Annotated in this window: 18 protein-coding genes; 10 read left to right on the top strand and 8 right to left on the bottom strand. The window is 71.9% G+C overall.

What is annotated here, in order from left to right; all coding sequences use genetic code 11:
• Positions 1-86 precede the first annotated feature (86 nt).
• The 4 genes from EDF64_RS01520 to xseA all read right to left on the bottom strand — a co-directional run bounded on the left by EDF64_RS01520 (position 87) and on the right by xseA (position 2,986).
• Positions 87-701: a carbonic anhydrase gene (locus EDF64_RS01520; RefSeq protein WP_133518332.1), complete on the bottom strand. Its 615-nt coding sequence runs from the start codon at positions 699-701 to the stop codon at positions 87-89.
• Positions 702-750: 49 nt separating this feature from the next.
• Complete coding sequence (locus EDF64_RS01515; RefSeq protein ID WP_133518331.1) at positions 751-1,389, bottom strand: DUF4245 domain-containing protein; 639 nt, start codon at positions 1,387-1,389, stop codon at positions 751-753.
• The gene (locus EDF64_RS01510; protein ID WP_022906010.1) at positions 1,386-1,631 is read right to left on the bottom strand and encodes an exodeoxyribonuclease VII small subunit; all 246 of its coding nucleotides are present in this window, start codon (positions 1,629-1,631) and stop codon (positions 1,386-1,388) included. Before EDF64_RS01510 ends, EDF64_RS01515 begins: the two co-directional genes overlap by 4 nt.
• A 119-nt stretch (positions 1,632-1,750) precedes the next feature.
• Positions 1,751-2,986 carry an exodeoxyribonuclease VII large subunit gene (xseA, locus tag EDF64_RS01505; protein ID WP_133518330.1) on the bottom strand — a complete coding sequence of 412 codons (1,236 nt, stop codon included), beginning with the start codon at positions 2,984-2,986 and terminating at the stop codon, positions 1,751-1,753.
• 125 nt (positions 2,987-3,111) lie between these two features.
• Here xseA and EDF64_RS01500 point away from each other — a divergent pair, with 125 nt between their 5' ends.
• Together EDF64_RS01500 and EDF64_RS01495 are read left to right on the top strand one after the other, a co-directional pair.
• On the top strand, positions 3,112-4,176 hold the full coding sequence (locus EDF64_RS01500) for a 4-hydroxy-3-methylbut-2-enyl diphosphate reductase (RefSeq protein WP_243736195.1): 1,065 nt from the start codon (positions 3,112-3,114) through the stop codon (positions 4,174-4,176).
• The gene (locus EDF64_RS01495) at positions 4,173-4,958 is read left to right on the top strand and encodes a DUF6264 family protein (protein WP_133518329.1); all 786 of its coding nucleotides are present in this window, start codon (positions 4,173-4,175) and stop codon (positions 4,956-4,958) included. The genes EDF64_RS01500 and EDF64_RS01495 overlap by 4 nt, the downstream gene beginning before the upstream one ends.
• Here the strand turns inward: EDF64_RS01495 and EDF64_RS01490 are convergent.
• Positions 4,955-5,515: a TetR/AcrR family transcriptional regulator gene (locus EDF64_RS01490; protein ID WP_133518328.1), complete on the bottom strand. Its 561-nt coding sequence runs from the start codon at positions 5,513-5,515 to the stop codon at positions 4,955-4,957. The genes EDF64_RS01495 and EDF64_RS01490 overlap by 4 nt on opposite strands.
• A gap of 57 nt (positions 5,516-5,572) precedes the next feature.
• On the opposite strand from EDF64_RS01490, the gene EDF64_RS01485 reads away from it, so the two are divergent.
• The gene (locus EDF64_RS01485) at positions 5,573-6,724 is read left to right on the top strand and encodes a zinc-binding alcohol dehydrogenase family protein (protein ID WP_243736194.1); all 1,152 of its coding nucleotides are present in this window, start codon (positions 5,573-5,575) and stop codon (positions 6,722-6,724) included.
• On the opposite strand, the gene EDF64_RS01480 is transcribed toward EDF64_RS01485, so the two are convergent.
• Both EDF64_RS01480 and fbaA read right to left on the bottom strand, forming a co-directional pair.
• Positions 6,721-7,980, bottom strand: coding sequence for a M18 family aminopeptidase (locus EDF64_RS01480; protein ID WP_133518327.1), 1,260 nt, complete (start codon positions 7,978-7,980; stop codon positions 6,721-6,723). The two genes, EDF64_RS01485 and EDF64_RS01480, sit on opposite strands and share 4 nt — an antisense overlap.
• Before the next feature lie 92 nt (positions 7,981-8,072).
• Positions 8,073-9,101, bottom strand: a complete 1,029-nt coding sequence (fbaA, locus tag EDF64_RS01475; RefSeq protein WP_133518326.1) for a class II fructose-bisphosphate aldolase — start codon at positions 9,099-9,101, stop codon at positions 8,073-8,075.
• Positions 9,102-9,261: 160 nt separating this feature from the next.
• On the opposite strand from fbaA, the gene glpX reads away from it, so the two are divergent.
• Complete coding sequence (gene glpX / locus EDF64_RS01470; protein WP_133518325.1) at positions 9,262-10,251, top strand: class II fructose-bisphosphatase; 990 nt, start codon at positions 9,262-9,264, stop codon at positions 10,249-10,251.
• A gap of 511 nt (positions 10,252-10,762) precedes the next feature.
• Here the strand turns inward: glpX and EDF64_RS01465 are convergent.
• The gene (locus tag EDF64_RS01465) at positions 10,763-12,034 is read right to left on the bottom strand and encodes a DNA recombination protein RmuC (protein ID WP_133518324.1); all 1,272 of its coding nucleotides are present in this window, start codon (positions 12,032-12,034) and stop codon (positions 10,763-10,765) included.
• Between the two features lie 133 nt (positions 12,035-12,167).
• Here EDF64_RS01465 and iolC point away from each other — a divergent pair, with 133 nt between their 5' ends.
• From iolC to EDF64_RS01435, 6 genes are read left to right on the top strand one after another with little or no spacing between them, the layout of a single operon-like run.
• Positions 12,168-13,184, top strand: a complete 1,017-nt coding sequence (iolC, locus tag EDF64_RS01460; RefSeq protein ID WP_133518323.1) for a 5-dehydro-2-deoxygluconokinase — start codon at positions 12,168-12,170, stop codon at positions 13,182-13,184.
• Entirely contained in the window at positions 13,177-14,166 is a 990-nt protein-coding gene (locus EDF64_RS01455; RefSeq protein WP_133518322.1) for a class I fructose-bisphosphate aldolase, read from the top strand. Before iolC ends, EDF64_RS01455 begins: the two co-directional genes overlap by 8 nt.
• A complete protein-coding gene (locus EDF64_RS01450) occupies positions 14,163-15,674 on the top strand; it encodes a CoA-acylating methylmalonate-semialdehyde dehydrogenase (RefSeq protein WP_133518321.1) in 1,512 nt (503 codons plus the stop codon). Before EDF64_RS01455 ends, EDF64_RS01450 begins: the two co-directional genes overlap by 4 nt.
• Positions 15,675-15,681: 7 nt before the next feature.
• On the top strand, positions 15,682-16,593 hold the full coding sequence (gene iolB / locus EDF64_RS01445; protein WP_133518320.1) for a 5-deoxy-glucuronate isomerase: 912 nt from the start codon (positions 15,682-15,684) through the stop codon (positions 16,591-16,593).
• Positions 16,590-18,497 carry a 3D-(3,5/4)-trihydroxycyclohexane-1,2-dione acylhydrolase (decyclizing) gene (gene iolD / locus EDF64_RS01440; RefSeq protein ID WP_133518319.1) on the top strand — a complete coding sequence of 636 codons (1,908 nt, stop codon included), beginning with the start codon at positions 16,590-16,592 and terminating at the stop codon, positions 18,495-18,497. The genes iolB and iolD overlap by 4 nt, the downstream gene beginning before the upstream one ends.
• Positions 18,498-18,551: 54 nt before the next feature.
• On the top strand, positions 18,552-19,505 hold the full coding sequence (locus EDF64_RS01435) for a sugar phosphate isomerase/epimerase family protein (protein WP_133518318.1): 954 nt from the start codon (positions 18,552-18,554) through the stop codon (positions 19,503-19,505).
• Positions 19,506-19,534 lie beyond the last annotated feature (29 nt).

Genomic DNA, 19,534 nt, shown 5'->3' with positions numbered 1-19,534 from the left:
GCTCGCCGGCCGCGGTCGCGCCGGCTGGTGGGTGTCCCGGTGGCGGGGTGGCCGCCGGTGTCCGGGACGGTCGTCGTGTCGGCCGGTCAGGCCTGGCCCACGACGGTGTCGATGGCGACCTCGCCCGTGGTGAGGTCGTAGGTCGCGCCGACGACGGCCAATCTACCCTCGGCGATCGCGTCGGAGACCGCGCCGGAGCGCTCGATCACCTGGCGCAGCGTGGCCTCGAGGTGGGCGGCGCCGACGGCTTCCTGCGGGACCTCGGCGTCGGTGGCGCGGACGCGCTCGACGCTCGGGGCGATCGCGTCGACGAGGGCCTGCAGGTGCGGGGCCGGGACCGGCTCGCCGGAACGTGCGGCAGCCACTGCGCCGCAGCGGGTGTGGCGGAGCACCACGACGAGCGGGGTGCCGAGCGCGACCACGGCGAACTCGATCGAGCCGAGCACGACGTCGTCGACGATCTGGCCGGCGTTGCGGATGGCGAACAGGTCGCCGATGCCGGCGTCGAAGACGTGCTCGAACGGCACGCGGGAGTCGGAGCAGCCGAGGACGGTGGCGAACGGCGCCTGGGAGCCGGTCAGCTCGGTCCGGCGGTCGGGGTCGATGCGGCCGGTGCGGCGCTTGTCCGAGGCGAAGCGTGCGTTGCCCTCGACGAGGAGACGGAGTGCGTCGGACGGGGTGGAGGCGGCGCGGTCGGGCATGGGGCTCCTCGGGACTTCGGGTTCGGGGTAGGGCTGCTGCGGGTGCCGGTCAGTCGGCGAACTGCTTGCTGACCGCCGTCGCGACGGTGCGGAACGACGACCCGTTCGCGGTGCCGGACAGGACGACGGTGCTCGTGCCGAACGTCGAGACGAGGGAGTACGCCTGGTTGCCGGCGTCGTCGCCCTCGGCACGGCGGTCGTACACGGTCCACTTCGTGCCGGCGATGGTGCGGGTGCCGGTGGCGGCGTGCTGGTCGAGCTGGTTGGACACCCACGTGTCGTTCGCCTTGATGCCCTGCTGCAGCCCGATGTACTGCTTGTCGGGCGTGATGAGGCCGACGGTCCAGACGCTCACGCCGTCGCTGGTCTTGTCCTTGAAGTCGGCGCGGTTCGACGAGTAGCCGTCGGGCAGCACGGGGGCGGCGAGGGTCACGCCGGGCACCTTCGCCTGCGACGCGACCTGGCGGTAGTCCACCGCGCGGTCGACGACGGTGGTGTCGGGGCGGACGACGACGGCGACCAGGAACAGCACGATGCCGAGCGACGCGATGAGCGCAATGACGAGGTTGAACGCCGTCTGGTGCTGCCGCCGGGCGGTGCGAGCGGCGTCCTTCCGGGCCCAGGTCTCCTCAGCGGTCTCGGGGCGCCCGAGCTCGGCGACGATCGGGCGGCCGTCGGGGTCGGTCATCGGGCAGCGCCGTCCTCGGACTCGGAGGCGGCACGGGCGGCGTCGAGCCGGGCACGTGCGCCGACCAGCCACTCCTCGCACCGCGCGGCCAGGGACTCGCCCCGCTCCCACAGCGACAGGGAGCGTTCGAGCGTCGCGGAACCCTGCTCGAGCTCGGCGACGACGCGCACGAGTTCGTCGCGCGCGGCTTCGTAGCTCAGCGACCGGACGTCGGGCTGCTCGGGTTCCTGCTGGGATGACACCCCTCGATCCTACCGAGCGCCCACCGACCTGCGGGCCCGCCCGGGAACCTGTGCACAACCGGGTCCCGTCGTCGCGTGACCCGGGCCGCGTCAGACCCCGTCCGGCGGCCCGGGCCGGGTCAGACCCCGTCCGGCCCCGGCCCGTCCGGCTCGAGCGTGCCCGTCGCCGTCCCCGCGCCGAGCGTCACGTGCACCGGCGTCGCCCCGGCCAGGTCCTCCGCGCTGCGGACGACCCCGCCGTCCGTCGTCTGCACGATGGCGTACCCACGCCGCAGGGTGTCCCGCGGCGACAGCGACCGCAGCCGCGCGGTGAGGTTGCCGACGTCGGAGTGGGAGCGCTCGAGGCGCCGGTCGAGGAGCTCGCGGGCGCGGGACAGGTCCCGCGCGACTTCCTCGGCACGGGTGTCGACGAGCCACGCGGTCGAGGCGAGAGCGGGACGGGAGCGCAGTGCCGCGATCCGGTCCGCCTCGACCGAGAGCGTGTGCGACAGCCGCTGGCCGATGCGAGCACGCGCGGCCCGGACGTTCGCGAGTTCCTCGGCGACGTCGGGGACGACCCGCTTCGCCGCGTCGGTCGGGGTCGAGGCGCGGAGGTCCGCGACCTCGTCGAGGATCGGCCGGTCGGCCTCGTGTCCGATGGCCGAGACGATCGGCGTCGACGCGCCCGCCGCGGCACGGACGAGTCCCTCGTCGCTGAAGCCGAGGAGGTTCTGGAAGTCGCCGCCGCCGCGCGCGACGATGATGACGTCGACGTCCGGGTCGGCGTCGAGTTCGAGGATGGCGGCCGTGACCTCGCCGACGGTCCGTTCGCCCTGCACCGCCGTGTGGATCGTCCGGAACTCGACCTGCGGCCACCGGAGCTGGGCGTTCCGCTTGACGTCCTTCTCGGCGTCGGAGTCCTTGCCGGTGATCAGGCCGATGCGGTGCGGCAGGAACGGCAGGCGCTTCTTCCGGCCGGGGTCGAACAGCCCTTCTTCGCCGAGGGTCCGCCGGAGCCGTTCGAGTCGTTCGAGCAGGTCGCCGAGGCCGACGTGCTTCATCTCGACGACCTGCATCGTCAGCGAGCCGCCCTTGACCCAGTAGTTCGGCTTGACGGCGGCGACGACCCGGTCGCCCTGCTTGATGTCCGCTGGCACCCGGGAACGGACGCTCGACCAGATCGAGAACGACACCGTCGCGTCGACCTCGACGTCCTTGAGCTTGCCGTAGACGTTGCCGCCGGCGACGTTCCACTGGGTGATCTCGCCCTCGACCCAGGCCGTGCCGAGCCGGTCGATCCAGTCCCGCAGCTTCGCGCCGAGCAGCGCGACCGGCCACGGGTTGTCGGCCGTCGGTGGTCCCTGTTCGATCGCCATGTGCTCCTCCTGGTGGTGCGGTCCGATCCTGCCTCAAGCCGGCGACACCGGCCCGGATGCGCGGCCGGCCGGCGCCCGCACGCGCGCCCAGCCCGCGTGCGATCCGCTCACCTATCATCGGGGACGTGACGATCACCAACGGCCACACGGTCCCGCTCGCCCCGCCGCGGGTCCTCGCGGCGCGCGGACGACTGCGCGACGAACCGGTCGCCGGCACGAAGAAGGTCCTGCTCGCTGCCCCACGCGGGTACTGCGCCGGCGTGGACCGTGCCGTCGTCGCCGTCGAGAAGGCGCTCGAGCAGTACGGCGAGCCGGTGTACGTCCGCAAGCAGATCGTGCACAACGTCCACGTGGTGTCGACGCTCGAGCAGCGGGGTGCGGTCTTCGTCGACGACGTCGCCGAGGTCCCGCGCGGCTCCCACGTCGTCTTCAGCGCGCACGGCGTCTCGCCGGCCGTGGTCGCCGGCGCGGCGGACCGCGACCTGCACGCCATCGACGCGACCTGCCCGCTCGTCACGAAGGTCCACCGCGAGGCCACGCGCTTCGCGAAGGCCGAGCGAACGATCATCCTCATCGGTCACGCCGGTCACGAGGAGGTCGAGGGCACGATGGGCCACGCGCCCGAACGGACGATCCTGGTCAACGGGCCGGCGGACGTCGCCGCGCTCGAGGTGCCGGACCCGGACAACCTCGTCTGGCTGTCGCAGACCACGCTGAGCGTCGACGAGACGATGGAGACCGTCCGCCTGCTCCGCGAGAAGTTCCCCGCGATCGAGAACCCGCCGTCGGACGACATCTGCTACGCCACCCAGAACCGTCAGGTGGCGATCAAGAAGGTCGCCCCGTCCGCCGACCTGGTGATCGTCGTCGGTTCCGCGAACTCGTCGAACAGCGTCCGCCTGGTCGAGGTCGCGCTGGAGCACGGCGCACGTGCCGCCCACCGCGTCGACTACGCCTCGGAGATCCAGCAGGAGTGGCTCGACGGTGTGCGCACGGTCGGCGTCACGAGCGGCGCCTCCGTGCCGGAGGACCTGGTCGCCGAGGTCCTCGAGCAGCTCGCCGACGCCGGCTACGGCACGGTCGAGGAGATCGTCACCGCGCACGAAGACCTCATGTTCTCGCTCCCCAAGGAGCTCCGCACCGACGCGTCCGGCAACCCGACGCGCGGGCTGGGCGGGCGGCACCGATGAGCGACGAACGTCCGGACGGCTGGTCCTCGGTGCCGGCTCGCGAGCCGGGTCACGTCGCGGACGGGGCGGACGGCCTGGAGGCGCGGCGCACCCCCGACGGGTCGGCCGACGCTCCGGCTCCGGGTCGCGTCCACGGCCGCCCCGCACCGCAGTACGGCGAGTACGCGCCCGAGGGCTGGGTGAACCCGGTGCTCGTCGAGCAGGAGCGCCGCGAGCAGGAAGAGCGTTCGCGGGCGCTCCGGCAGCAGGCCGCGCAGGACGCCGTGCGTGACCGCCGCGGTGGCCCCGGTGCCGTCCGGCAGGGCGCGGCGAACGGCAGGCCCGACGCTGGCCCTGGGGCACCGACCGGGCGCGACGACGGCGCCGCCGATCCTCGTCCGGACGGTCGACCCGCTCCGCTCGCGGCGCGGTTCGGTCGTTCACCGATCGACTTCGTACTGACCGTCGGCTTCCTCGCCATCGGCTTGTGGACCGTCGTCCAGGCCATGTCCGTGGGGCGGTTCGCGTCGGCGATCCGGCTCACCGTCGAACGCCAGTTCACCGATCTGGCCGATCCTGGAGCACTGTCCCAGGCGGCTGCCGTGCGTGCCGTCGTGATGGCGATCGTGTTCGTGCTCGTTGCCTGGTGGTCGATCCGACGACTCCGTGCTCGTCGCCGGACGTTCTGGGTCCCGCTGCTCGGCGGCGTCGCCGGGCTCCTGTTGGGGGTGGTCCCGTTCGTGGTCGTCGTCATCAACGACCCCGCGGTCGCCGCGTACCTGCACCGCATGGCCGGGAGCTAGCCCAGGACCTCACGGGTCCGTGCGAGCACGGCGTCGAGGTGCGTGGTCAGCGGCGCGCTCGTGTCGTCGTCGAGCCAGGCCTCGAGCGCCGTCTGGAACCACTCGACCGTCACGCCGGCGAGCACCCGGGCGGTCAGTGGGTCTTCACCCCGGCCCAGGAGCCCCTGTTCGACCGCGTCGCGGAGATCCGCCTGTTTCCGGAGGTCCCGTTCGCGGAGCGCCGGTTCCGCGTCGATGACCAAGCGGGCCGAGCGCATCCGGTCGCGCTGCGGTTCGAAGCGTTCGACGGCCAGGGTCCGGAGGCCCTCGGACACGAGCGTGAGCGGCGGCACGTGGGCGGGCGTGGTCGCGAGCAGGCGACGGGCGATCGCCGGGATCTCGTCGTCGCCGAAGAACACCTCGCGCTTGTCGCTGAAGTGCCGGAAGAAGGTCCGCTTCGTCAGGCCGGCGCGCGCGACGATGTCCGGCACGGTCGTCGCGGTGAAGCCCTGCTCGTCGAAGAGCTCGAGCGCCGCGGCGCGCAGTCGTTCCCGGGTGTCGGGCGCCCATCTCGCCATGTCGCCAGCATAGGTGATGACACTCGGTGTCGTCATGCCGTACGGTGAGGGCACCAAGTGTCATCACTCCTGCAGAAGGGCACACCCGTGTCGCAGCACTCCGCCGCCGTCCTCCGCGCCGCCCGCGCACCACTCGTCGTCGAGTCCGTCACCACGCCCGTGCCGCGTGCCGACGAGGTCCTGGTGCGCGTCCGGGCCGTCGCCGTGAACCCCGTCGACTGGGTCGTGCAGGGGACCGGATCGGTCACGTACCGGTGGCTGCACCACCCGGCCGTCCTCGGGTCCGACGTCGCCGGCGAGGTCGTCGCGATCGGCTCGGACGTCACCCGCTTCCGCGTCGGCGACCGCGTGTTCGGCCTGGCCACCGGCACCGACCGCGAACGGGACCCGATGCGCGAGGGTGCGTTCCAGCAGTCCACCGCACTGCTCGAACGCCTCACCGCGCCGACGCCGCAGGGGATGAGCGACACCGAGGCCGCAGTGCTGCCCCTCGGCGCCAGCACTGCCGCGTGCGCGCTCTTCCAGCCCGCACACCTCGGTCTGACCATGCCGGGAGACGAGCCGGTCCCGACGGGCAGTCGTGGCGTGGTCGTCGTCTGGGGTGGTTCGACGAGCGTCGGCATGAACGCCGTGCAGCTGGCGCGGGCCGCGGGCTACGACGTCGTCAGCACCGCGTCGCCCCGGAACGCCGAACTCGTCCGGTCACTCGGCGCCGACGTCGTCGTGGACCACCACGGCGACCGCGCGGTCGACGAGCTGGTCGCGGGCATCGCCGGACGTCGGGTCGTGGGTGCGGTCGCCCTCGGGACGACCTCGGCCGGCCCGTGCATCGAGGTGCTGCGGCGGACCGGCGGCACCGCACTCGCCCTGGCCAGCACCCCGGTGTCCCTCGACGGGCTCGCCGGACGCCGTCGCCTGTTCCCCGCGATGCTCCCGGTCTTCGGTCGCATCGGTCTCACGATGGCCGGGCTGATGACACGAGCCCGGCGGAACGGGATCCGCGCCGCGTTCGTCTGGGGGAGCAGCCTCCGCGACGACGAGGTCGGCCGTCGACTGTGGGCCGAGGTGCTGCCGACCGGACTCGCCGACGGCAGCCTCCGAGCGCTGCCCGAACCCCTCGTGGTCGGATCCGGCCTGGGCGCCGTGCAGGGCGCGCTCGACCGCCAGCGAGCCGGGGTCTCCGCGCAGAAGGTCGTCGTGACGCTCTAGGACGCCAGGAACGCGGCCACGGCACCGTGCAGCGCCGCGAGGTCGTCGACGTGCACGAGTTCGCGGACGGAGTGCATCGAGAGCAGTCCGACGCCGATGTCGATCGTCGGGATCCCGAGCCGGGTCGCCGCGATCGGTCCGATGGTCGAGCCGCCCGGGATCGTGTTCACGTTGACGAACGGCTGCCACGGCACGCCCGCGGAGTCGCACGCGGCGGCCCAGACGGCCTCGCCCTTCGCCTCGGTCATGTAGCGCTGGTTCGCGCTGATCTTGAGCAGTGGGCCCGCACCCGGGCGCGGCCGGTTCGTCGGGTCGTGCTTCTCCGGCTGGTTCGGGTGCACCAGGTGGCCGGCGTCGCTCGACAGCAGCCACGAGGCGCGGAAGGCCCGTGCTGCCTCGGACCGGGTGGCGCCGAGGCCCTCCTGCACGCGGCCGAGCACGTCCTCCAGGAAGGGGCCGCCGGCGCCGGACGGGGTCGACGAGCCGATCTCCTCGTGGTCGAACGCCGCGAACACCGGGATGTGGTCGCCGTCGGCCGGGGCGTCGACGATGCCGCGGAGTCCGGCGTGCACGCTCGTCAGGTTGTCCATCCGGCCCGACGCCAGGAACTCGCGGTCGATGCCGAGCCGCGCGGGGGCCTGCGTGTCCGCGAGGAAGAGGTCCCACGACACGGCGTCGTCTCCGAGGCGTGCGCGCAGCCACTCCACGACCGAGGTCCCGCCCGCGTCGCCGTCCACGCCGACGATCGGCAGGGTGTGCCGCTGGCGGTCGATCTCCTTGCCGTCGTTCACCCCGCGGTCCAGGTGGATCGCCAGGTTCGGGATCCGGGCCACGGCGTCGGTCGACACCAGGCGCACGCTGCCGTCGGCGTCGACCACGCGGCCGGCGATCCGCAGGTCGCGGTCGAACCAGGTCGAGAGGAGCGCACCGCCGTAGACCTCGACGTTCAGCTGCTCCCATCCACCCGTGCGCACGCCCGGGTTCGGCTTGATGCGGAAGCCGGGGGAGTCCGTGTGCGCGCCGAGGATGCGGAACGGTGTCGTGGGGACGGCGCCGTCCGGCAGGCGCCAGGCGATCACCGCGCCGTCGCGGACGACCACGTAGGCACCGGCCTCGGTCGGCCAGGCGTCGAGCTCGGAGAGCTCGGTGAACCCCGCCGCGACGAGCCGGTCCCGGGCGGCCGCGGCCGCGTGGAACGCGGTCGGCGACTCGGTGACGAACTGGGCGAACTCGGAGGCGATGGCGTCGACGGTCACCCGCCCATCGTGGCATGCAGGGGAGGCGACCGGACGCAGAACGGGGCGCGTCCGTCGGACGCGCCCCGTGCCTCCAGGCTGTGGAGTGGGTCTCAGCCCTGGGTGTGACCGGCCGAGCCGAGCACCTTCGCGGCCTCGCCCACGCGAGCCGCCATGGCGGTCTCGGCGACCTTGCCCCAGGCGCGCGGGTCGTACTGCTTCTTGTTGCCGACCTCGCCGTCGATCTTCAGCACGCCCTCGTAGTTCCGGAACATCGAGTCGGCGATCGAGCGCGTGAACGCGTACTGCGTGTCCGTGTCGATGTTCATCTTGATGACGCCGTTGCGCACGGCCTCGTGGATCTCGTCGTCGGTCGAGCCGGAGCCGCCGTGGAAGACGAGGTCGAGCGGGTTCTCACCGGTGCCGTGCTTGGCGGCGACCGCTGCCTGGATCTCGCCGAGGAGCTCGGGGCGGAGCTTCACGTTGCCCGGCTTGTACACGCCGTGCACGTTGCCGAAGGTGAGCGCCGCGATCCAGCGGCCCTTGTCGCCGAGGCCGAGCGCGTCCACGACCTTCTCGACGTCGTTCGGGGTCGTGTAGAGCGCGTCGTTCGTGCCCTCGTGCTCGACACCGTCCTCTTCGCCGCCGACGACGCCGATCTCGACCTCGAGGATCGCGTTGATGTTCCGCGTCTTCGACAGCATGGTCTTGGCGATCTCGATGTTCTCGTCGAGCGGCACGGCCGAGCCGTCCCACATGTGCGACTGGAAGATCGGGTTGCGCCCCGCACGGACCTCTTCCTCGCTCGCCGCGATGAGCGGCAGGACGAAGCCGTCGAGGGCGTCCTTCGGGCAGTGGTCGGTGTGCAGCGCCACCGTGATGTCGTAGTTCTTCGCGACCTCGTGCGCGAACTTCGCCATCGCCAGGGCGCCGGCAGCGCGGTTCTTCACGGTGTGCCCGGCGAAGTAGTCGGCACCACCCGTGGTCACCTGGAGGATGCCGTCCGAGCCGGCCTCGGCGAGGCCCTGCAGGACCGCGTTGATGGTCTGGGACGAGGACACGTTCACGGCGGGGTACGCGAACTTGCCGGCCTTCGCTCGTTCGATCATCTCGGCGTACTGTTCCGGCGTTGCGATGGGCACGTGGATCTCCTTCGACTTCGGTGGTGTCCCCGCCGATCGTAGTCAGACCCACTGGAGGCGCGGTGCGGGTTACGCGCGCCCGTTCCGCGGGGCAGTGCACATGCGTTCACGGGCGTCCGGTCCGGACGGTCGCTCGGCCGGCTGTCGGTAGGCTCAGGGTGTGACTCCGACGACTGAGACCGGCTCCTTGTTCCTGCAGCCCGACCGCAACCTCGCGCTCGAGCTGGTGCGTGCGACCGAGGCCGCCGCGATCCGGGCGCAGCCGTGGGTCGGCCGGGGTGAGAAGAACCTCGCGGACGGTGCCGCCGTCGACGCGATGCGGAAGTTCCTCGGCACCGTGAACTTCGACGGCGTGGTCGTCATCGGCGAGGGCGAGAAGGACAACGCCCCGATGCTCTACAACGGCGAGCACGTCGGCAACGGGCACGGCCCGGCCTGCGACATCGCGGTCGACCCGATCGACGGCACCTCGCTCACCGCCGCCGGCCGCCAGAACGCCATCTCCGTGATGGCCGTCTCCGACCGCGGCTCGATGTACGACCCGTCCGCCGTGTTCTACATGGACAAGATCGCCGCCGGGCCCGAAGGCCGCGGGGTCCTCGACCTCGAGAAGCCGATCGGCGACAACATCCGCGCGCTGGCGAAGGCGAAGGGCAAGGACCTCGAGGACATGGTCGTCGCCGTCCTCGACCGTCCCCGCCACGACGAACTCATCCGCGCGATCCGTGCCACGGGCGCCGGCACCCGGCTGCTGCTCGACGGTGACGTCGCCGGTGGCATCGCCGCAGCCCTTCCCGGGTCGACCATCGACATGTGCGTCGGCGTCGGTGGCACCCCGGAGGGCATCATCACGGCGTGCGCGATCAAGGCGCTCGGCGGTGTGATCCTCGGCAAGCTCCAGCCGAAGGACGACGAGGAGCGCGAGCGCGCCGTCGCCGCCGGCCACGACCTCGACAAGGTCCTCGACCAGGACGACCTCGTCACGGGCGACAACACGTTCTTCGTCGCGACCGGTGTCACCGACGGTGTGCTCGTGGACGGTGTCCGTCGTTCGCGCGGCGTCATCCACACGGACTCGCTCGTGTTGCGCTCCCGCTCGAACACGATCCGCCGGATCCAGGCGGACCACCGCGCCGAGAAGTGGTTCTAGGCCGCTGACGCGTCCGGGCCGGCCGCGGTTCGGACGCCGGCGCGGCCGGCGGCGCCGGCGCGGCCAGCGCGGGGCCGCGGTTCGGACTGACTCCGCACAACCAAAAGCCGCCCGAACCACGCAAACGCGTGGTTCGGGCGGCTTTTGGTTGTGCCGGGCGGTGGTCGCGAGCGCGCGGCTCGCGCGGCTCGCGCGGCTCGCGCGGCTCGCGCGGCTCGCGCGGCGAGCGCGGCGAGCGCGGCGCTCACGCCGCGCCCCGCGGCGGGCGCCGCGGGGCGCGGCGGGCGCACCGAACCACGAATCCGACATCGAACCGGCCTGCGAGGCTGGTTCCACGTCCGATTCGTGGTTCGAAGCGACGCGGCGGCCGCGCGCGGCGCGGGCGGCGCGGCGCGGGCGCCGCGGCCGCGGGCGGCGGCGGCGCGGGCGAGCGCGGCGCGGGGCGCCGCGGAGGCGAGCGCGGCGAACCGCGGGGCTCGCGCCGCGGGCGGCGGCTCGCGCGGCTCCCGGGTCAGTCGGGGTCGTGGGCGTCGGAGGCGCCGACGAGCTCCGGCGCGGTGAGCAGCCGCGGCTCGTCCTCGATCGAGGCCGGGTCGGCGATGACCTTCGACTCGTCGAGCAGCGACAGGCGTCGGGCGCTCGGGAGCACCTGCCGCTCGAGCGACCCCACGAAGCGGTTGTAGTCGACGACGGACCCGCGGATCGAGCGCCCGAGCTTGTCCACGTGCCCGGCCATCGTCGACAGGCGGCCGTAGAGCTCGCGCGAGACCCGGAACAGCTCGTGCGCTTCTTGCGAGACGACGTCCTGCTGCCACGAGAAGGCGACGGTCTTGAGCACCGACCAGAGCGTCACGGGCGAGGCCAGTGCGATCCGCTTCCGGAACGCGTGGTCGAGCAGCCCCGGGTCGGCGGCGAGGGCGCTCGACACGAGCGACTCCGACGGGATGAACGCCACGGTCAGCTCGGGGGAGGCGTCGTACCCGGTCCAGTACTCGCGCGCGGCCAGGGCATCGACGTGCGCCCGGAGTGCCTTGACGTGCTGCGCCATCAACTGGTCACGCCGAGCGCCCTCGGCACCGGTGGCGGTGGCGGGGATCTCGGCGGCCTGAAGGTAAGCGGTGAACGGGACCTTCGCGTCGACGGCGATGGTCTTGCCGCCGGGCAGGTGCACCACCATGTCGGGTCGTGCGACACCGACGGACGTGGTCACCGAGGACTGCACGTCGAAGTCGACCCGTTCGAGGAGCCCAGCGGCCTCGACCACGTTGCGGAGCTGCGTCTCGCCCCAGACGCCCCGCGTGCTGTTCGACGACAGCGCGCTCGCCAGGGTGTCCGCGGTGGCACGCAGGCGCTCTTCCGACTCGGCGGCCGACCGCAGCTGTGCCGACAGCGCGCCGTACTGCTCGCTGCGGGACTGCTCGAGCTCGGCGATCTTGGCGCGCATGGTGTCGAGCGTCTGGGCGACGGGACTGAGCGCCGAGAGCACCTTGGACTCGTTCTGCGACCGAGCGGCGTCGGCGCCGTGCATGCGCTGGACGAGGTGCTCGAGTTCGGCGGACCGGCGCTCGAGGGAGTCCACCTGTCGGCGGTACTGGGCGTCCTGCGCGTCGAGCCGTTCCTCGGCGTCGCGGCGGGCCGCGTCGAGCTGGCCGCGCAGCGCCTCGGCGGTGGCGCGGGCGGAGGCCGCGTCGATGCCCGCGCGCGACCGCGCGAGCGACCAGGCGAGGACCGCACCGACGGCGACGCCGATCACGAGACCGATGACCAGGGCGAGGATCTGCATGTCGTGACCTTGGCAGGACCCACCGACACCGCGCCTCCAGGCCTGGTCGATCCATGTCATGACATTAGGGCAAACAAGGTGTACAGTCGTGATCGTCCGCCGATGAAGCCGCACGGAAGGTCCACCACGTCGCATGACGAACCGAGCTCCCCACGCCTACGACGTGATCACCATGGGTCGCGTGAGCGTCGACATCTACCCCCAGCAGACGGGCCCGCTCGAGGACGTGTCGACCTTCTCGAAGTCCGTCGGCGGCAGCGCCACGAACGTCGCGATCGCCGCGGCCCGCCACGGAGCGGACGCCGCCGTCATCACCCGTACGGGCAACGACCCCTTCGGTCGCTACATCGCCCGCACCCTGCCGGAGTTCGGCGTCGCGAACGAGTTCGTCGCCACGGTCGACGGGCTCAACACCCCCGTCGCGTTCTGCGAGATCTTCCCGCCGGACGACTTCCCGCTGTACTTCTACCGGGCCCCGAAGGCGCCGGACCTGATGATCACGGCGAAGTCCCTGCCGCTGCACGAGATCGAGCGGGCGAAGGTCTTCTGGACGACGGTGACCGGGCTCAGCGAAGAGCCGAGCCGGCAGGCCCACCACGTCGCGTACGAGGCCCGGAGCGCCGCGCAGAACTCCACGAAGCAGCACACCGTGCTCGACCTGGACTACCGGTCGATGTTCTGGTCGTCACCGGAAGCCGCCACCCGCGAGGTCGCCGTCGCCCTCGAGCACGCCACCGTCGCGGTCGGGAACCGCGAGGAGTGCGAGGTCGCCGTCGGCGAGACCGATCCGGTGCGAGCGGCCGACGCCCTGCTCGAGCGCGGCGTCGAGATCGCCGTCGTGAAGCAGGGGCCGAAGGGCGTGCTGGCGAAGACCCGCGACGCGTTCGTCGAGTTCCGGCCGCACCACATCGACGTCGTGAACGGGCTCGGCTCGGGCGACGGGTTCGGCGGGGCACTCACCCACGGACTGCTGCAGGGCTGGGACCTCGAGCGGATCCTCGCCTTCGCGAACGCCGCCGGCGCCATCGTGGCCACGCGGTTCGAGTGCTCGACCGCGATGCCGACCAGTGACGAGATCGACGCCTTCATCGCCGACAACCCGGCCGAGGGCACGAACCACACGAGCGCCGAGGAGAAGACCCATGCCTGAGCTCAGCCCCGCTGACTTCCAGCGCCTCCGGGACGTCCGCGCGAGCCAGCCCGGTCTCGTGAAGCGGACGCTCGACGCCCGCCGCAAGCGCGAGCTGCTCGCCGACGACGGCAAGCTCTTCATCGTCGCGGCCGACCACCCGGCCCGCGGGGCCCTGGCCGTGCGGGACGACGAGTCCGCGATGGCCGACCGCTACGACCTGCTCGAGCGGCTCGTCACCGCGCTCGGTCGTCCCGGTGTCGACGGTGTCCTCGGGACCCCGGACATCCTCGAGGACCTCGCGCTCCTCGGCGCCCTCGACGACAAGGTCGTGGTCGGCTCGATGAACCGCGGTGGGCTGCGCGGCGCGACGTTCGAGATGGACGACCGGTACACGGCCTACTCGGCCTCGGCCATCAAGGGCGCGGGGCTCGACTTCGCCAAGCTGCTCGTCCGGGTCGCCCTCGCCGACGCCGGCACCGCTCCCACGCTCGAGGCCACGGCGAAGGCGGTCAGCGAGGCCGCCGCGCTCGAGCTGCCGATCATGCTCGAGCCGTTCATGTCCGAGTGGCGTGACGGCCGCGTCGTGAACGACCTCAGCGCGGACGCCGTCATCACGTCGATGGCGATCGCCGCCGGCCTGGGGGAGTCGAGCGCGTACAGCTGGCTGAAGATCCCCGTGGTCGACGACATGGAGCGGGTGATGGCGGCGACGACGCTGCCGACCCTGCTGCTCGGCGGCGACCCGTCGAGCAACCCGCTCGAGACCTACGCCAAGTGGGCCGACGCACTCGCGCTCCCCGGCGTCCGGGGACTCGTCGTCGGCCGCACCCTGCTCTACCCGGCGGACGGGGACGTCGCCACGGCGGTGGACGTCGCCGCCGGACTCGTCCACACCGGTGCCCCCAGCGGCCGGTTCTCCACAGCATCGAACCACAGCGCCACGGACCTCGACGGTTCCGCGACGATGGACCAGCACGTCTCGGAAGGAAGCAACGCATGACACTCTCGGACACCGCCCTCACCACGATCGGCCACTGGATCGACGGCGCTCGCGTCGACTCGACGTCGGGCAACACGGCGCCCGTGTACGACCCGGCGCTCGGCGTCGCGACGAAGCAGGTCGCCCTCGCGAACGAGGACGAGATCCAGGCCGCGATCGCGAGTGCCAAGGCAGCGTTCCCGGCGTGGTCGAACCTGTCGCTCGCCAAGCGCCAGCAGATCCTCTTCGCCTTCCGCGAGGTCCTGAACCGCGACAAGGCGGAGCTCGCCGAGATCATCACGTCGGAGCACGGCAAGGTCATCGACGACGCGCTGGGCGAGATCGCCCGCGGGCAAGAGGTCGTCGAGCTCGCGACGAACATCCCGAGCCTCATGAAGGGCGAGTTCTCCGACCAGGTCTCGACCGGCATCGACGTCTACTCGATCCGGCAGCCGCTCGGTGTCGTCGGCATCATCAGCCCCTTCAACTTCCCGGCCATGGTGCCGCTCTGGTTCCTGCCGATCGCCATCGCCGCCGGCAACACCGTCGTGCTGAAGCCGAGCGAGAAGGACCCGTCGGCAGCCATCTGGCTCGCCGAGAAGTTCAAGGAGGCCGGGCTGCCCGACGGCGTCTTCACCGTCCTGAACGGCGACAAGGCGGCCGTCGACGGGCTGCTCACGAGCCCCGACGTCGAGTCGATCTCGTTCGTCGGCTCCACCCCGATCGCGCAGTACGTCTACGAGACCGGCACGAAGCACGGCAAGCGCGTGCAGGCCCTCGGTGGTGCGAAGAACCACATGCTCGTCCTGCCGGACGCCGACCTCGACCTGGTGGCCGACAACGCGATCAACGCGGGCTTCGGGTCCGCCGGCGAGCGCTGCATGGCGATCTCGGTCGTCGTCGCGGTCGAGCCGGTCGCCGACGAGCTCATCCAGAAGATCACGGAGCGCGCGGCGACCCTGCGCATCGGCGACGGCCGTCGCGGGTGCGACATGGGGCCGCTCGTCACGAAGCAGCACCGTGACAAGGTCGCCTCGTACATCGAGGTCGCAGAGCAGGACGGTGCGGTCGTCGTGGTGGACGGTCGCACCGTCCGTCCCGACGGCGACGAGAACGGCTTCTGGCTGGGCCCGACCCTCATCGACCAGGTCCCCACCACGAGCCGCGTCTACACCGAGGAGATCTTCGGCCCGGTGCTGAGCGTCGTCCGCGTCGCCACCTACGAAGAGGGCCTCGAACTCATCAACTCCGGCGCGTACGGCAACGGCACCGCCATCTTCACCAACGACGGCGGCGCCGCCCGCCGCTTCCAGCGGGACGTCCAGGTCGGCATGATCGGCATCAACGTGCCGATCCCGGTGCCGGTCGCGTACTACTCGTTCGGCGGCTGGAAGAACTCGCTGTTCGGCGACCACAAGGCGTACGGCGCCGACGGCGTGAGCTTCTTCACACGCCAGAAGGCGATCACGAGCCGCTGGCTGGACCCCTCGCACGGCGGCATCAACCTCGGCTTCCCGTCGAACGGCTGACCCGGGCATGACGAACGGCAACTGGTTCATCCCGGCCGGCTCGCGCCCCGAGGCGGGCTGGACCGACGTGGTGGACGGACGCATCGAGGGGTGGGCGCACACCGGTCTCCGGACCGGCAGCCTGACCGACGGGGGCGAGCTGCGCCTCCGGGCCGACGCCGTGGAGCGCATCGTCGTGCCGCTGGCAGGGTCGTTCCACGTCGCCTACCAGGGCGCCGCCGGTGACGGCGAGCAGGACCTGGAGGGGCGCGCGAGCGTCTTCGACGGACCGACCGACGTGCTGTACCTCGGCTCGGGCACCGCGGCGACGATCACCGGTGCCGGTCGGTTCGCCGTCGCCGAAGCGCCCACGGACACCGTCAAGCCGACCACCCACGTGGCCCGGCGGGACGTCCCCGTGGAGCTCCGCGGCGCCGGGCAGTCGAGCCGCCAGGTGCACAACTTCGGCACCCCGGCGGCACTCGACGCCGTCAAGTTCATCGTGTGCGAGGTGATCACGCCGGCCGGCAACTGGTCGTCGTACCCGCCGCACAAGCACGACACGAACGTGCCCGGTGCGGAGTCGAACCTCGAGGAGATCTACTACTACGAGGCAGCGGTCTCCCGCGGGCTCGACGGGATCGCTCCCGACGCCGCTGACCCGTTCGCGCTCCACCGCACTTACGCCTCGGACGATCGGGCGATCGACGAGTTCCGCCAGGTGCGGACCGGCGACGTCGCCCTCGTGCCGTACGGCTGGCACGGTCCCGCCGTCGCGGCACCGGGCTACGACATGTACTACCTCAACGTGATGGCCGGGCCCGACCCGGAACGCGTCTGGAACATCACCGACGACCCCGCCCACGGCTGGGTCCGTCAGGCCTGGGCATCGGAACCGATCGACCCACGGCTGCCCTACGAGAAGGAGTCCTCCCGATGAGCGAGACCCGCCGGATGACCGTCGGCCAGGCACTCGTCGAGTTCCTGGCGAACCAGTGGACCGTCGACGGCGACGTCCGTGAGCGCACGATCCCGGGGATCTTCGGGATCTTCGGGCACGGCAACGTCGCCGGTCTCGGTCAGGCCATCAAGCAGCTCCACGTCGAGCAGCCGGGCCTGCTGCCGTACCACCAGGCGCGCAACGAGCAGGCGATGGTGCACGAGGCCGTCGGCTTCGCCCGGATGCACCGCCGCCGTGCCACGTACGCGGCGACGGCGTCGGTCGGCCCGGGCGCTGCGAACATGCTCACCGGTGCCGCCCTGGCGACGACGAACCGGCTGCCTGCGCTCCTGCTGCCGTCCGACACCTTCGCCACGCGCACGACCGACCCGGTGCTGCAGCAGATCGAGATGCCGCACGACACCTCGCTGCAGGTGACCGACGCGTTCCGTCCGCTGTCCCGGTTCTTCGACCGTGTCGAGCGGCCCGAGCAGCTGTTCTCCATCGCGCTCGCCGCGATGCGCGTGCTCACGGACCCGGCCGAGACGGGTGCGGTCACGATCGCGCTGCCCGAGGACGTGCAGGCCGAGGAGCTCGAGGTGCCCGTCGCCTTCCTGCAGCCCCGCGAGTGGCACATCCGTCGTCCGCTGCCCGAGCACGGTCCGCTCGCGCGTGCCGTGGCCGCGATCCGCGCCGGCGAGCGTCCGGTGATCGTCGCTGGCGGCGGGGTCCTCTACTCCGACGCCGCCGACGAGCTCCGCGCCTTCGTCGAGGCCACCGGGATCCCGGTCGGCACCTCGCAGGCCGGTGGCGGCTCGCTCGTCTGGGACCACCCGCAGTACCTCGGCGGCATCGGTGCCACGGGCACCGCCGCGGCGAACGCGATCGCGGCGCAGGCCGACGTCGTGATCGGCATCGGCACCCGGTACAGCGACTTCACGACGGCGTCGCGCACCGCGTTCCAGAACCCCGACGTCACGTTCGTGAACGTCAACGTCGCGCCGTTCGACGCGTACAAGCACGGCACGCAGCTGCCGCTCGTCGCGGACGCCCGGGAGGCACTGGTCGCGTTGCGCGCGGCGCTCGCCGCCGACACGGCGTACGTCGTGGGCCCCTCCTACGCTGACGAGATCGCCTCGCTGAAGGCGACGTGGGACGCGGCGGTCGACGGCGCGTTCGCGCCGACGGGCAACGCGCTGCCGGGCCAGCCGGAGATCATCGGCGCCGTGCAGTCGGTCTCCGACCCGCGCGACGTCGTCATCCAGGCGGCCGGCTCACTGCCCGGCGACCTGCACAAGCTCTGGCGGGTGCGCGACGAGCTCGGGTACCACGTCGAGTACGCCTTCTCGTGCATGGGCTACGAGATCGCCGGCGGCATCGGCGTGCGCCGGGGTGCCCCGGACCGCGACGCCATCGTCATGGTCGGCGACGGCTCCTACCTGATGCTCCACACCGAGCTCGTGACCGCGGTGGCCGAGGGCATCAAGATCATCGTCGTGCTCATCCAGAACCACGGGTACGCGTCGATCGGGCACCTGTCCGAGACCGTCGGGTCGGAGCGCTACGGCACCCGGTACCGCTACCTCGACGAGACGCAGTCGTTCGACAACGGCGACCCGCTGCCCGTCGACCTGGCGGCGAACGCCCGCTCGTACGGCGTCGACGTGATCGAGGTGCAGCCCGGGCCCGACAGCATCGAGGACCTCAAGGCCGCGGTGCGCCAGGCGAAGGCGAACGACCACACCACCCTCGTGCACATCAACTCGGACCCGCTCGTCTACGCCCCGGAGGGCGACGGCTGGTGGGACGTGCCGGTCGCGCAGACCTCCACGCTCGAGAGCACGCGGGCCGCCCGCGCCGAGTACGAGCAGCAGGTCGCGGCGCAGCGGCCCCTGCTCGGTTGAGCACCCTCCCCACCACCACACCGGGGCCGCGCCCCAGAAAGCGACAGCGACGTCATGACCGACACCGCCACCCCCACCGGCAGCCCGTCCACCGACGCGGCACCGGCCTCGATCCGCATCGGCACCGCACCGGACTCGTGGGGCGTCTGGTTCCCCGACGACCCGAAGCAGGTCCCGTGGCAGCGCTTCCTCGACGAGGCGTCCGCCGCCGGGTACGAGTGGATCGAGCTCGGCCCCTACGGGTACCTGCCGACCGACCCCGCACAGCTGTCGGACGAGCTCGACTCCCGTGGGCTCAAGCTGTCCGCCGGCACGGTCTTCACCGGGTTCCACAAGGGTGAGGACCAGTTCCAGCGTGCGTGGGACCAGGCGGTCGCCGTGGCGGGCCTCGCCGCGAAGCTCGGCGCCGAGCACCTGGTCACGATCCCCGACCTCTGGCGCTCGGACGCCACTGAAGAGGTCCTCGAGTCCCGCACGCTGACGGACGAGCAGTGGGGGCGCCTCGGCAAGGGGCACGACCAGCTCGGCAAGGCGCTGCTCGAGGAGTTCGGCGTCCACCAGCAGTTCCACACGCACGCCGACAGCCACGTCGGCACGTACAAGGAGACCGTGCGCTTCCTCGAGGTCACGAACCCCGAGTACACGAACCTCTGCCTCGACACCGGACACTTCGCGTACTACGGCGGCGACAACCTCAAGCTCATCGCCGAGCACCCGGAGCGGATCGGCTACCTGCACCTCAAGCAGGTCGACACCGACCTGCTGTTCGACGTCCTGAAGAACGACGTGCCGTTCGCCACCGCCGTCTCGCAGGGCATCATGACCGAGCCGCCGCACGGCACGCCCGCGCTTGCCCCGATCATCGAGGCCGTCGCCGCGATCAACCCGGACGTGTTCGGCATCGTCGAGCAGGACATGTACGGCTGCTCGGTCGACGCTCCCGGCCCGATCGCCGAGCGCACGTTCCAGCACATCTTCGGTTCCACGTCCGCCGCCCGCGCGTCCTGACGCAGCCCGCGTCCGCAGCGTCACCCACC

The sequence above is a fragment of the Curtobacterium flaccumfaciens genome (genome assembly GCF_004361695.1).
GTDB classification, from domain to species: domain Bacteria; phylum Actinomycetota; class Actinomycetes; order Actinomycetales; family Microbacteriaceae; genus Curtobacterium; species Curtobacterium flaccumfaciens_B.
The sequence above is the reverse complement of the archived record's forward strand: the minus strand, read 5'-3'. Positions and strand labels throughout refer to the sequence as shown.

Bases quoted from the DNA above. Each gene is read 5' to 3' on its own strand.
- EDF64_RS01490 (WP_133518328.1), bottom strand. From the start codon at position 5,515: ATGGCGAGATGGGCGCCCGACACCCGGGAACGACTGCGCGCCGCGGCG.
- iolB (WP_133518320.1), top strand. From the start codon at position 15,682: ATGACGAACGGCAACTGGTTCATCCCGGCCGGCTCGCGCCCCGAGGCG.
- EDF64_RS01455 (WP_133518322.1), top strand. From the start codon at position 13,177: ATGCCTGAGCTCAGCCCCGCTGACTTCCAGCGCCTCCGGGACGTCCGC.
- iolC (WP_133518323.1), top strand. From the start codon at position 12,168: ATGACGAACCGAGCTCCCCACGCCTACGACGTGATCACCATGGGTCGC.
- EDF64_RS01495 (WP_133518329.1), top strand. From the start codon at position 4,173: ATGAGCGACGAACGTCCGGACGGCTGGTCCTCGGTGCCGGCTCGCGAG.
- EDF64_RS01520 (WP_133518332.1), bottom strand. From the start codon at position 701: ATGCCCGACCGCGCCGCCTCCACCCCGTCCGACGCACTCCGTCTCCTC.
- iolD (WP_133518319.1), top strand. From the start codon at position 16,590: ATGAGCGAGACCCGCCGGATGACCGTCGGCCAGGCACTCGTCGAGTTC.
- EDF64_RS01435 (WP_133518318.1), top strand. From the start codon at position 18,552: ATGACCGACACCGCCACCCCCACCGGCAGCCCGTCCACCGACGCGGCA.
- EDF64_RS01450 (WP_133518321.1), top strand. From the start codon at position 14,163: ATGACACTCTCGGACACCGCCCTCACCACGATCGGCCACTGGATCGAC.
- xseA (WP_133518330.1), bottom strand. From the start codon at position 2,986: ATGGCGATCGAACAGGGACCACCGACGGCCGACAACCCGTGGCCGGTC.
- EDF64_RS01465 (WP_133518324.1), bottom strand. From the start codon at position 12,034: ATGCAGATCCTCGCCCTGGTCATCGGTCTCGTGATCGGCGTCGCCGTC.
- EDF64_RS01515 (WP_133518331.1), bottom strand. From the start codon at position 1,389: ATGACCGACCCCGACGGCCGCCCGATCGTCGCCGAGCTCGGGCGCCCC.